The organism is Alistipes sp. dk3624 (genome assembly GCF_009557455.1).
Taxonomy (GTDB): Bacteria; Bacteroidota; Bacteroidia; order Bacteroidales; family Rikenellaceae; genus Alistipes_A; species Alistipes_A hominis.
Window position 1 is genome coordinate 225023 of sequence record NZ_CP045651.1, and the last position, 12369, is coordinate 237391.

13 protein-coding genes and 1 pseudogene are annotated in these 12369 nt (G+C 49.2%); 11 read left to right on the forward strand and 3 right to left on the reverse strand.

The genetic code is table 11. The features are described 5' to 3' along the window. Nucleotides 1-252: 252 nt before the first annotated feature. From GFH31_RS01000 to GFH31_RS01020, 5 genes are all read left to right on the forward strand, one after another. A complete protein-coding gene (locus GFH31_RS01000; RefSeq protein ID WP_002560995.1) occupies nucleotides 253-675 on the forward strand; it encodes a dihydrofolate reductase family protein in 423 nt (140 codons plus the stop codon). 238 nt (nucleotides 676-913) lie between these two features. Then, complete coding sequence (locus GFH31_RS01005; RefSeq protein ID WP_002560994.1) at nucleotides 914-1516, forward strand: RteC domain-containing protein; 603 nt, start codon at nucleotides 914-916, stop codon at nucleotides 1514-1516. 140 nt (nucleotides 1517-1656) lie between these two features. Then, nucleotides 1657-3108, forward strand: coding sequence for an ATP-binding protein (locus GFH31_RS01010; protein ID WP_002560993.1), 1452 nt, complete (start codon nucleotides 1657-1659; stop codon nucleotides 3106-3108). A gap of 9 nt (nucleotides 3109-3117) precedes the next feature. Then, a complete protein-coding gene (locus GFH31_RS01015) occupies nucleotides 3118-4281 on the forward strand; it encodes a GNAT family N-acetyltransferase (protein ID WP_002560992.1) in 1164 nt (387 codons plus the stop codon). Between the two features lie 16 nt (nucleotides 4282-4297). Then, nucleotides 4298-4864, forward strand: a complete 567-nt coding sequence (locus GFH31_RS01020; protein ID WP_002560991.1) for a hypothetical protein — start codon at nucleotides 4298-4300, stop codon at nucleotides 4862-4864. Between the two features lie 41 nt (nucleotides 4865-4905). Here GFH31_RS01020 and mobC read toward each other — a convergent pair whose 3' ends face one another. Genes mobC through mobA form a run of 3 tightly spaced genes read right to left on the reverse strand, consistent with a single transcriptional unit; the run spans nucleotide 4906 to nucleotide 8600 of the window. After that, complete coding sequence (gene mobC, locus GFH31_RS01025; RefSeq protein WP_002560990.1) at nucleotides 4906-6915, reverse strand: conjugal transfer protein MobC; 2010 nt, start codon at nucleotides 6913-6915, stop codon at nucleotides 4906-4908. Between the two features lie 30 nt (nucleotides 6916-6945). After that, a complete protein-coding gene (gene mobB, locus GFH31_RS01030; protein WP_002560989.1) occupies nucleotides 6946-8193 on the reverse strand; it encodes a conjugal transfer protein MobB in 1248 nt (415 codons plus the stop codon). Continuing rightward, complete coding sequence (gene mobA / locus GFH31_RS01035; RefSeq protein WP_002560988.1) at nucleotides 8172-8600, reverse strand: conjugal transfer protein MobA; 429 nt, start codon at nucleotides 8598-8600, stop codon at nucleotides 8172-8174. Before mobA ends, mobB begins: the two co-directional genes overlap by 22 nt. 420 nt (nucleotides 8601-9020) lie before the next feature. Here mobA and GFH31_RS01045 point away from each other — a divergent pair. The 6 genes and pseudogenes from GFH31_RS01045 (at nucleotide 9021) to GFH31_RS01070 (ending at nucleotide 12365) form a co-directional block, all read left to right on the forward strand. Further along, nucleotides 9021-10070 (forward strand): annotated as a pseudogene (locus GFH31_RS01045) (ParA family protein). A gap of 2 nt (nucleotides 10071-10072) precedes the next feature. Continuing rightward, the gene (locus GFH31_RS01050; RefSeq protein ID WP_025069040.1) at nucleotides 10073-10513 is read left to right on the forward strand and encodes a DUF3408 domain-containing protein; all 441 of its coding nucleotides are present in this window, start codon (nucleotides 10073-10075) and stop codon (nucleotides 10511-10513) included. Between the two features lie 8 nt (nucleotides 10514-10521). Next, nucleotides 10522-10875 (forward strand): DUF3408 domain-containing protein, encoded by a 354-nt coding sequence (locus GFH31_RS01055; protein ID WP_025069039.1) that lies wholly within the window; start codon nucleotides 10522-10524, stop codon nucleotides 10873-10875. Next, nucleotides 10862-11137, forward strand: a complete 276-nt coding sequence (locus tag GFH31_RS01060; protein WP_224263059.1) for a DUF3408 domain-containing protein — start codon at nucleotides 10862-10864, stop codon at nucleotides 11135-11137. Before GFH31_RS01055 ends, GFH31_RS01060 begins: the two co-directional genes overlap by 14 nt. After that, entirely contained in the window at nucleotides 11134-11850 is a 717-nt protein-coding gene (locus tag GFH31_RS01065) for a conjugal transfer protein TraD (RefSeq protein ID WP_117754270.1), read from the forward strand. Before GFH31_RS01060 ends, GFH31_RS01065 begins: the two co-directional genes overlap by 4 nt. A gap of 203 nt (nucleotides 11851-12053) precedes the next feature. Beyond that, a complete protein-coding gene (locus tag GFH31_RS01070; protein ID WP_008782546.1) occupies nucleotides 12054-12365 on the forward strand; it encodes a DUF4134 domain-containing protein in 312 nt (103 codons plus the stop codon). Nucleotides 12366-12369 lie beyond the last annotated feature (4 nt).

Genomic DNA, 12369 nt, shown 5'->3' on the forward strand with positions numbered 1-12369 from the left:
TTGCATAACATTTGAGAAAAACGGCGATTGGCAGGAGCTTTTCGCCGCCAACATATAGGATAAGACCGCAAGGCGTTTCAAGCGAAAATCTGGTAAATTGGAACTACGGAGACGATTGCGTGATGCTTATGCTATGCTTACGCATAGCGTGCATTCACGTACTCTCCGTAAAGGCTTTACCAGAGCCATCGCTTGAAGGTAGTGTGAATTGCACGCTACTTTTTTGCCCTTGCCTAATGAAAGGTAACGATTATGGGTAAAGTTCAGATTCTCGCCGTACTGACGATGGACGGATGTCTTTCTTCAGAGTTATATTATAAAGCACATCAGGATTTGTGCCTTGACCGTTGCGGTCTTGATGAAATCAGGAAGAACGCCCTTTACCGCGTGACACCAGACTATTCCATTTCAATGCTGCACGAATGGAGAAAAGACGGCACAAACATCCGTTACCTCGCGGAAGCCACACCGGACACGGCAGACTATATAAACGGACTACTGCGTATGCACGCTGTGGATGAAATCATACTATACACCGTTCCTTTCATATCCGGAAGCGGACGACATTTTTTTAAGTCGGCTCTGCCAGAGCAACACTGGACGCTTTCCTCTTTGAAAAGTTTTCCCAACGGTGTATGCCGCATTATCTACATCCTTGATAAAAAAGCAAGATAGCCAAAATGTGCGGCAAGCATACATTTTTATTTTCAAGAATAGAATAAATGTTCTGATTACAAACAATTTAAGTCGGAGATAATTTGTCCCTGTGAAAAAATATTGAATTTTATACCACTGAAATACAACACTTTGTAAAATTGAGCGTTGGATTTTTTGTTTTCTGCCGCGTTTTTTGCCAATTATATTCATGTGCGCATACCGAAAACAGAGTGTAAAATTTCAAAATTGACAGGACATGAATTATTTTTTATTGGCGGAAACCGAGTTCTTCCGCCGGATAAACGAAGCCGGAGACTGCAATATGGAAAAAGCATACACGGCTTTCGCCACCCAAGTAATAGAACTGTGCAACGGCGGCATGGACATGAACCTTACCGTCATCGCGCTTGCCTACATCGAAATCGAGTTGCAGCACCATCCGGTGCGTAATCTGTCAGAAGAAAGAAGAGAGATTGCCGCCTACGTCAGCAAGGCTCTGTCTTTCGTAAGAAAGATGCAGAAATTCCTTGCCACGCCCCAAGTGCCACCACTAATATCCGCCAACAACGCAACAGAAACCACCGCCAGCCTTCTTTGGACGGGCAACGCCATCGACCTCGTGGAACTTATCTACGGCATAGACGAGATGGGCTGTATCAACAACGGCAATATGCCGCTAAAACAGCTCGCCCCGATTCTCTACAAGATATTCGGTATTGAGTCGAAGGATTGCTACCGCTTCTATACCGACATCAAACGTCGGAAAAACGAAAGCCGTACCTATTTCCTCGACAAGATGCAGGAGAAACTGAACGAGAGAATGCTGCGCGATGAAGAGCTGGAACGTATGAGAAGATAAAATCAGGTATAAGCGGGAGAATGGTATCATGCTGTTCTCCCGTTTGAGTAAAATCTATACGAAAAAGGGCGTTTTCGGCGCGCTATTGCCCCGAATTTCAGCGAAAAACGCTATCTTTGTACAATTGTTACGAATTGAATATGAACATAGACAACCTCGATATAGTAAAACAACTGATAGCCGAAAAGGAAAACGGGCAGGTGGAGTTCAAGGAAACCACCGGGCAGTTGGAGCGCGGCATGGAAACGCTCTGCGCTTTCCTTAACAGCGAAGGTGGCACGGTGTTGTTCGGTGTGACCGACAAAGGAAAGATCATCGGGCAGGAAGTGAGCGACAAGACGAAGCGTGATATTGCGGAAGCCATCCGGCGTTTTGAACCATTTGCCACACTCGAAGTTTCGTATATCAGTATCCAAAATACAGACAAGAGTGTGATAGCCTTGTCTGCGGACAGCCAACGTTATATGCGTCCGTTCTCCTATAAGGGACGGGCTTATCTTCGATTGGAGAGCGTGACATCCTCCATGCCGCAAGACGTATATAACCAACTGCTTATGCAGCGAGGTGGGAAATACGCTTGGGAGGCGATGACGAATCCCGACATCAAAGTTACTGACCTTGATGAACATGCCATTATGGGAGCGGTACGTGGAGGCATCCGGTGCGGTCGCCTACCCGAAGCCACCATAAGGGAGGATTTGCCGACCATACTCGAAAAATTCAACCTGTTACATGACGGAAAACTGAATAATGCTTCCGCAGTCTTGTTCGGTCGTGATTTTTACTTCTATCCCCAGTGCCTGCTTCGGTTGGCGCGTTTCAAAGGAACTACAAAAGACGAGTTTATAGACAATCAGCGTACCACTGGCAATATCTACACACTGCTGGACACTGCAATGTCGTTCTTTTTCAAGCATCTTTCCCTTTCGGGCAAAGTTGAAGGCTTGTATCGGGAGGAAGAGCTTGAGATTCCTTACAAGGCATTGAGGGAATGCTGCACAAATGCCCTTTGCCACCGCTCATACCACCGTCCCGGCAGTTCGGTAGGAATTGCCATCTATGATGACCGTGTGGAGATTGAGAACAGTGGAACTTTTCCGCCGGATATAACAATGGAAAAGTTATTGAGCGGGCATAATTCAGAACCTCAAAACCTGATTATTGCGAATGTTCTGTATAAAAGCGAGGTTCTGGAAAGCTGGGGACGAGGCATCGGGCTTATGATAAGCGAATGCCGGCGTGTCGGCATTCCCGATCCGGAGTTTCATACAGATGGAAATAGTGTATGGGTTATTTTCCGCTATACCCGAAAAACTGTGGGGCACGACCCGACAATTACCCGACAGTTACCCCACAGTCACCCCACAGTTACCCCACAGGTGGAAAAGGTGTTGTCTGCAATCGGCACACAGACACTTTCAACCAAAGAGATTATGTGTGTGATAGGATTAAAGGACAAAAGTAATTTTTTAGAACTATATCTGTATCCAGCCATAAGGCAGAATTTGGTAGAGCCTATTTACCCGGAAAATCCGAAACATCCCCGGCAGAAATATCGTCTTACCGATAAAGGAAAAGAACTGTTGATATAATAACGGGGTATGGTGGCGAAAAAGAAGAAACAACAGGGGCATTACTGTCGGATTTGTAGCGAGTACAAAGCCAACGAGCAATTCAGCGGCAAAGGACACTCGCGGCATATCTGCAAGGAATGCCGGTCGCTTCCCGATGATGTGAAGGCGGACATGGTGCGCTGTAACGAGGTGGAACGAGCCGTTTTCAAATGCCCGATGAGCCGTCAGGACTGGGAACTGCTGGAAAAATATGCCAAGAAGTACAAGGACAAGGAATCCGGGCAGTTCGCGCAGGATATGTTGGACATGAAACGGGGCAATCAGACACCGGACGAGGATATGGAAGAGGATGATGTTTTAATAGAAGGCATCTATGAAGAGGAAACCATACCATTTGCCGAACTGGAGGATGACATCCGTTATCAGTTGGAAGAATTGTTGGCGGACAACATCAACGAGTTCATGATACACAAGAATTACATTCCCGAAGGCAAGGAACTGAAAGACATCAACGAATGGGTCATGAAAGAAACCCGTGACACCTTTTTTATAAAGGTTATTCCCGATGCCGCTTATGACAGTCTGGTGGAAGAAACGATCAACAGGCTTGTGAAGGAATGGAAAGAGGACGGATTTGAGATAAAGACCTATTCCGCATCGCTGGTCGTCATGGAAACGGAACGGCTGCTTATCCGCAGGATAACCCGTAAGGATATGGACGCACTCCTTGCCATAATGGGAAAGCCGGAAGTCATGTACGCTTGGGAACACGGCTTTACCAAAAAGGACGTGCGCAAATGGATAAACAGGCAACTCATCCGATACCGCAAGGACGGGTTCGGATATTTTGCCGTCATACTGAAAGAAAGCGGCGCATTGATAGGACAAGCCGGTCTGATGAATAGTACCCTAAACGGGAACGAGACTGTCGAGCTTGGCTATATACTCGATAACACATACTGGCATAACGGTTACGGTACGGAAGCCGCCCGCGCGTGTTTGGAATACGCCTTTGGAGAGCTGGAACTGAAAACTGTCTGTTGCAGTATCCGACCGGAAAACGTGGCATCCATCCGTGTGGTTGAAAGGCTGGGAATGACCTTGTGCGACAACCATACAATAATATACAACGAAAAAGAAATGCCGCATCAGATATATGTGGCAACCAATAGTAAATCCTATATCTTATAAGCGAAATCACTCAACAATGAAAACAAATAATATTAATTTATTTTGCGATATAGTTACTCAAAGGTCAGGAGAACATTCTTGCGCTATAAATATTTTGTTGCAACAACAATTATATGGGCAGGTAATATCTATTCTGCGTCAAGAATTAGATTCTATGGTAAGAGTTATGTTTTTGTTGTCAATTAGCGACTTAAACCTTAGAGAGCATTTTATAAACCAAACTTTGGAGGGAATAAAATGGTCTTATCCCAATACAAAGAAAGTCGTGACCGATAAACAAATGGTGGATTTAGCTGATAAATTTTATGGCTGGCCTTTTTTTGTTTATAAATTAGGATGCGCTTTTATTCATCTTTCAGCAATGGTATATTATAAAAACAGTAATCCATTTTTGCTTTTATCTGTTTCAGAAAGAAATGACATCACAAGGTTTTTACATCAATATCATAGTTTCCCGTTAGAGTTGGAATTGAATTTGGAAAATATCATCCCATATCTTGATAAAGTATTTAATAAAGTTTCAAGTAACTTAGCATGTTACATTGAAGATTTACGTCAAAATAAACTTTTGGAGGAATATTAAAATAAGGGAGGATTTTAGCTATCCTCCCTTATTTTAATAGGTTACTTCTGCTGCAACAGATGCTTCAGGTTGTCATCGCCCGCGATGCGCTCCAATTCCTCCTGAACAATCTGCTTCACCTCCTCCTTGATGCGCCGGTAATTTGCCTGCACCGTTTCCTTCATGCGGTCGTTGCCGTCTGCGTCAGTGAAATCGGTAATAACGGGGATTTTCTTGTAGGCACTTTCCTCCCGTTTTACCTTATCGGCATCCACCACAATCTCGCAGTGGAAAATCTTCTGTTCGATACGCTCGTTGAAGTTGTCGGACACCGAACCGACAAACATTCCCTGCGTCAAACCGGAAATCTTGCTGGGCGGGATAAGCGCGTCCATCTGCGTGTTAATGGAGGTGGAAACATCCTGCCGGTTGATGGAGATAGACTGCCGTTTCTGCAACACCTTACCGAATCGTTCCGATAGTGTCTTTGCCGTTTCACCTACCACCTGCCCGGAGAAAATGTTACCGACCGTATTCATCACCACTTTCGCCTCCTTATCACCGTAGTCGCGCACCAGCTGGCTGAAATCCTGAAATCCCAGACACACGGCAACCTTGTTGCTTCGGGCGGTAGCTATAAGATTGTCCAACCCTTTGAAATATATCGTCGGCAGCTCGTCTATGATGACCGACGACTTCAGCATCCCCTTCTTATTGATGAGCTTCACGATGCGGGAGTTATACAATCCGAGAGCCGCCCCGTAGATATTCTGACGGTCGGGATTGTTGCCCACGCATAGGATTTTCGGCTCTTCGGGATTGTTGATGTCCAGCGTAAACTCGCTGTCCGACATCACCCAATAGAGCTGCGGTGAAATCATCCTCGAAAGCGGAATTTTTGCCGACGCTATCTGCCCCATGAGCTGCTCCGCAGCCCCTCCGAGCCACGCATCCATGAACGGGGAAAGGTAGTTCTCCAGTTCGGGATAGGAAGTCAGTATCGGAAAAATATCCTCGTAGCGGCGGTTCAAAAATTCGATGGCATGGGGAAACGTGCAATATTTCCCGTTCTGATAGATTTTAAGATACCATATAATACTGGCGAACAAAATGATAGGTGATTCCACAAAGAAGTCACCCTGCTTTTGCACCCACGTTTTATTGAGGTTGAGCATTATTGTATAGGCACTCTCGTAGGCGTCCGTAATATCTTCCATAAAATCCGGGTGAATGGGATTGCACCGATGAGAGCGTCGCGGGTCGTCGAAGTTGATCACATAGAACTTCGGCTTCACCTTGTAGCCGTCAGGGTGGTTCAGCAGATGATTGTAGGCAATGGTGGACAAGTCGCTGAATTTGAAGTCATACACGTACATCAAGAAGCCCTTTTCAATCTGTTGCTTGATAAAATTGTTTACCACGGCGTATGACTTGCCGCTGCCCGGCGTACCCAACACGATGGACGCACGGAAGGGATTCACCACATTGATCCAACCGTTGTTCCAACGCTTTTTGTAATAGAAGCGTGTCGGCAAATTGACCGAATACTCGCTTTCGATGAGTCTTGTTTCCTGCATGAAACTCTCGTTCTCGTTGTTGAAAACATCCTCCATCAAATTGTGTTTCAACAGACGGCTCATCCACAGACCTCCCATCAACAGGCAGACATAGCCCGTACCGATGGTAAGGACATACAGCCCCATCACCGCCTCAATCGGAAGCGGCAGAGCCAGTATCCACCAGTTTAGGAAAAACAGCACGGACCCGGCGGCGAGTGCCGTCCATATTCTTCCCCAAGTGATTTTCTCTCCCTTGACCCCCTTTGTACCCAGACAGGACAGGGCAAGCAGCAGGACGGCAAACAGCTTTGTGTACAGTATGGAATGGAACAGCCCCGCCGTGCGGTCGAAGTTCAGAAGGATTCTGTCCACCACACCGATGTTCACGCCCCACAGCCGGATGACTTCGTAACAGAACCAGTACACGTTCATAACCACTAAAATAATACTCACGGCACGCAGAAAATCCATGATTTTCGCCAATGCCCTCAAATCGTCTTCTTGTTGTGACATACATTGATTTTTTAATTGTTGATACTCCGATTACAAACCCAAGCCCTTGCGCTTTTTCTTCTTTTTGCGCTTCATCGCCCGGATGAAAGCCTTTTCCTCAGCATCTACCGCCGGACCTTCGGGAGTGAGCAAGCCCATTCCGCCCGATACGTCTTCACGGTCGTATGCGGTCTGTCCGTATGCCTTGTCCGCAGCATCCATAGGGATGGATAACGGTATCGGCGGTTGTCCGGCGTATGGCAGGGTGAAGTGTTCCTGCAAGGCATTCGCCGAAAGCTCCTTGCCCATGCGAGAGCCGTTCAGTACACATCCTGTGCGGTGGTCGATAAACGTCGCTCCATAGATACGCCCTTCATCCGTGTAGCGCAGTACGGTGTCGATGCCCTTCTCTTTGAGTTGGGATACAAATTTGTCCTTGTCATAAGTGCCTTGCAGCACGGAAAGAACGGTGCGTTTCGTCATGTCGGCGAGCTTCCTGTCCTTAATCTCTGATTTGGAACGGATAAATTTTCTCTGTACGGCTTCATAACCTGCGGACTTCCCGAAAAGCGAGGACTTGAACGGGTTGCCCACCTTGTTACCCTTGTCGTCCGTGACGGAATAAACCAGCCCGTGATACTCCCGTCCGCGCACGTTGCCTCTCGCTTCCTCCACCGTCATATTATATAAGGAAAGGAGCGCACGGTATTCGCCCATCGTCTGAAAACGGTACTGCCCGTTCAGAGCCTTCACAGTGCCAGCCACCTGCTTCTTCACATCACCTGCCGATGCGTCCACCTTGCTTAGCGGCGTGTCAAGCCGGCGGTTCCTGCGCTCCGCGCCGTGCAGCCCGTATTTCTTCTCCAGCTCACGGGTGATTTGTTTGCTACGATAGTAGTTGTTCTTGTCGCTGATACATTTCCCGTTATCGTCCACCCGCACCGTCACGATGTGCAGGTGGTGGCGGTCGATGTCCTCGTGCTTGAAAACAAGATAAGGCTGGTTGCCGAAACCGAGTTTTTCCAGATACTCGCGGGCTATATCCTGCAATTCCGCATCGGTCAACACATCCTCCGGATGTGGGTTGAGCGAAATATGCACCACCGGCTTCTCCACCTTCATCTGTGGCGGCATGAAGGTGAGAAAACCCTCCATCGCCTTGTTGATGTCCACCTTTCCCGAACCGTCATTGTAGATGCGGTTGGTCGTAAGCAACCGCCCCTGCGCCTCGTTAATCTTCTCCCCGTTATAGGCAATCGCGCCGTACAACGAGTTTCCTACACTGATTTTTGCGACCATTTCGCCTCCATTTCCCTTGAAAGTTCCACAATCCGGCGGCTCAGTTTCACGAGTTCGACGGTGTGTTGCTCTAATTTGTAGAGCAACGCCATCGCCTTTTTCTCTGAAAAATGCAGCCTCAGTTCCTTCACGACTTGGTTGTAATTCGTACCCACGGCGCGGAACTGCGCATGAAAATCCGATAGCTTGGTGTAATAGTCCACCAGCGTCTTGTCCACCTTCAGCACCTTGAACGGCTGTCCGAAGAAGTGCGCTTTGAGGAAAACCGACCGTGCATAGACACCCGATTTTCCGAACATGGCGAGGAAACGATTGTGTTCCTCCTCGTTGAAACGGACGGTGTAACGGTACACCGCCGGATCAAGTTTGGGATTTCTCCCTGCTTTGCTTTTCCTTTTCTCTTTCATATTACTTTGGATTTAGCGGATTGACGGCATAAGCCGCCGCTTCGGATCACAGCACCGCAGTTCTGAAAGGCTTTCCGACTTCGGAGGGAAAGCCCGCCCCCTGCAAGGGCAAGGCGTTTTCCGGGATGCTCAAAATATTTTGAGCGGCTGAAAACATACCTTGCTATGTTCAGGTGAACATAAAAATCCGTCGGGGACGGATTGGGGGAATGCCTTTCAAACTCCGGGCTGCGCCACCTGCGGCGAACCCTGCCGTTCGGGGGCAAAGTTACGCCCTTAAAGCGGTATCGGACAGAGGCTTGACCCGGTCAATGGCTGCCAACCGGCGCAACATGCTGCCACTTGCCGGAGAAGTGATACAAGTTCCGGAATATACTTGTTTATTTGCAGCATGATTCAAGAAACGAACGATTTGAAGATATGGAAAAAGGAACTTTCAGATACCCGGCAAACCGCTTAGGCGGACATTTGCAAAACCGAATATCCGCACTGCCGGATACCCGGTTTTACAACAACGCGGTGATTCACGGATTCAATGACTTCATGACGCAATGCCGTCATTCACCGGTTATCCGAATCCCGGCTTCACCGTTGAAACGGATACGTGACGGACCGCCCGGATAATGATTCGCGGACGCGGATATATACGTCACCGCTTCCATACAGGAACAGGAAAACAATTCATCAACCATTAAAAGCAATAGAACCATGAGTAATGAAATCTTCGTTGCATTCGCAACACAAAAGGGAGGCATCGGCAAATCCACCGTCACGGCTCTTGCCGCCAACTACCTCCACAACGTGAAGGGCTACAATGTCGCCGTCATAGACTGCGACGACCCGCAACACAGCATCCACGGTCTGCGTGAACGTGAAACGAAACTTATTGACGAGAGCCTCTATTTCAAGGCTCTCGCGTGCGACCACTTCCGCAAGGTCAGGAAGAACGCCTACCCGGTCATCAAGAGTAACTCACAGGACGCCCTCGACGATGCCGACAGGATGCTCGTCAGCGAGGAGGTGAAACCCGACATCGTGTTCTTCGACATGCCGGGCACGCTCCGTAGCGACGGCGTTGTCAAGACGCTCTCCCAGATGGACTACATCTTCACGCCCATGAGTGCCGACCGCTTCGTCGTGGAAAGTACCCTGCAATTCGCCGCGATGTTCCGTGACAACCTAATGACGACGGGACAGGCGAAAACAAAAGGTCTTCACCTGTTCTGGACGATGGTGGACGGCAGGGAGAAAAACGGGCTGTACGACCTGTATGAAGATGTGATTGCCGAAATGGGACTGTCGGTCTTGTCCACACGCCTGCCCGACAGCAAGAAATTCCGGCGCGACCTCTCGGAAGAACGCAAGGGCGTTTTCCGCTCGACCATCTTCCCGATGGACACGTCCCTGCTGAAAGGGAGCGGCATCCGTGAGTTCTCGGAAGAAATTGTCAGCATCATCAAACCGCGATGAACATGGGCAGCAGGAAAGTGAACACCGAAGGCATTGACGAGGAACTGTTGATAGCCTCTATCGGCAGGCGCAAGCAGGACGGAACCCTGTACCGCGCGCAGGAGCCGCCCGCGCCGGCCCCCGAAGAAGAAAGCGTTCCCGAATCGGAACAGCCGTCCGCACCGTCACCGGCAAAGGAGAAACCGCTGAAAGACAGCGGACGCCGCAAACGGCAGGAGGACGACTACACCGGACTGTTCCTGCGCCGCAACGAGATAAAGACACGCCAGTGCGTCTATATCAGCCGCGACGTACACAGCAAGATTCTTAAAATCGTTAACGACATCGCCGGGCGGGAAATCTCGGTAGGCGGCTACGTGGACACCGTGCTGCGCCAGCATCTGGAACAGCACAAGGAGAAAATAAACGAACTGTACAGGAAACAACGTGAAGACTTAATATGAATATGGATATGAATCAGGAAAAGAACCAGAAAAACAGAAATCCGCATCATGACGGCGGAAGTATGCTTGCCCAAGTGCAGGCGAGTGTGGAAATCCTGTCGCCCGTGCCGGTAGGCTGCAAATGCGGCGAAAAGGACTATGAACGGCTTTTCATCCGTGAACCCGAAGTGAAGGCGCGGGAGGGGAAGATGGCGTATGTGCGCCCGGAGTACCACGACCGCATCATGCGCATCACCCGTGTGATCGGGCATGACCGGCTGTCGCTGTCCGCCTACATCGACCATGTGCTTACGCACCACTTCAACCAGTGCGAGGAGGCGATAAAGAGCCTTTACGCCCGGAATTACAATTCAGTATTTTAACCGTCAAAAAGAAACAGACATGAAAAGAAAAAAGAATGACTATCGCGCCTTCCTGAAAAAATCAGGCATCAAGGCGAGAGAGGGAAAGCAAGTGTACATCAGTTTGGCAAACCACAGCGTGATAACCGAAATCACCTATTTATTAGGTAAAGGAAATCTGACCATCGCCGACTATCTGGACAATGTGCTTAACGAACATTTCCAGACACACCGTGCCGAAATCAACCGTATGTTGGACTCAGTCCCCAAAGTAGAGCTATGAGCATGACGATGATTCTCCTGACTGTATCGGTGGGCTGTAACCTGTGGTTCCTGTTCCTGCTGCTCTACGACCGCATCATGGAAACGAAGCTCGTCCGCTTCCTTAGAGGCATTGCCGGACTGTGGAGGTCGTTGGGCGGCACGACGGTAAAGCAGGAAACAGTACGGGAAACACCAGCCGCAGAAAAACCGGACATCATCGGCAAGAGCCGTTTCAGGATGGCATCGACCCGGACAACCGCTGCCATACCGGCGCAAGAAGCTGCCACTTCGGAAAAAGGCATTGGGCTGGCGGAAGAAGACGCTACTTTTGACGACGGAAACGCGGAAGCCGTGTACCGTCCGGCACAAGTCCCGGAAGAGAAGCTCGACGAAACCTTCACGAGCATGCAGCCTTCGGAACTGGAGTTCGGAGAGGACGAACCGGAAGAGAATGGTCCGGATCTGCCACGGGCTTCAGGCAACAGCTTCGACGAGATAGACGATGCCGTCAAGACCGCCAAGAATCCGCAGGCGACAACGGCGGAACAGGACCGGGCAGCAAAGGTCTTCACCGACATGGAAGGGACGGAACTGTACGAGAAACTGATGGCAGGCTCGACAGAACTGAGCATCCGCATCAAGGGGCTTATTGAAATCCGGCTGAAGAAACCGGACAAGGAATTTACCGTCCCCGACAATATCGAGGATTTCGACATCCGGAAGTATGTGTAACGAAAGACGATAGAAAAAATGAAAACGTAAGACAACATCACACCACGCGGCACGGCGGTACAAGGTACGGCCCGTCCGCAACGGACCCTCCCAAGTCCGTGGAAACAAAGGGAGAACCCACTAAACCAAAGTAAAGTAATCAAGTATCAACCGCCCGAAAAAGGACCATCCACCCTTTGGACGGCACAAAACAAGAACAGTTTATGAACAAGAACATCAGACAAAAGTTCATCATCTCTGCGGCACTTCTGGTTGCCGCAACCGCCTCCGCCTTCGCGCAGGGAAACGGCATGGCGGGCATCAACGAAGCCACCTCTATGGTGAGTTCCTATTTCGATCCGGGAGTGAAACTGATTTACGCCGTCGGTGCTGTAATCGGTCTTATCGGAGGCGTAAAAGTGTACGGAAAATTCTCGTCCGGCGACCCCGACACCTCGAAGACCGCCGCAAGCTGGTTCGGAGCGTGCATTTTCCTGATTGTCGCCGCGACTATCCTGCGTTCATTCTTCCTTTAATAAA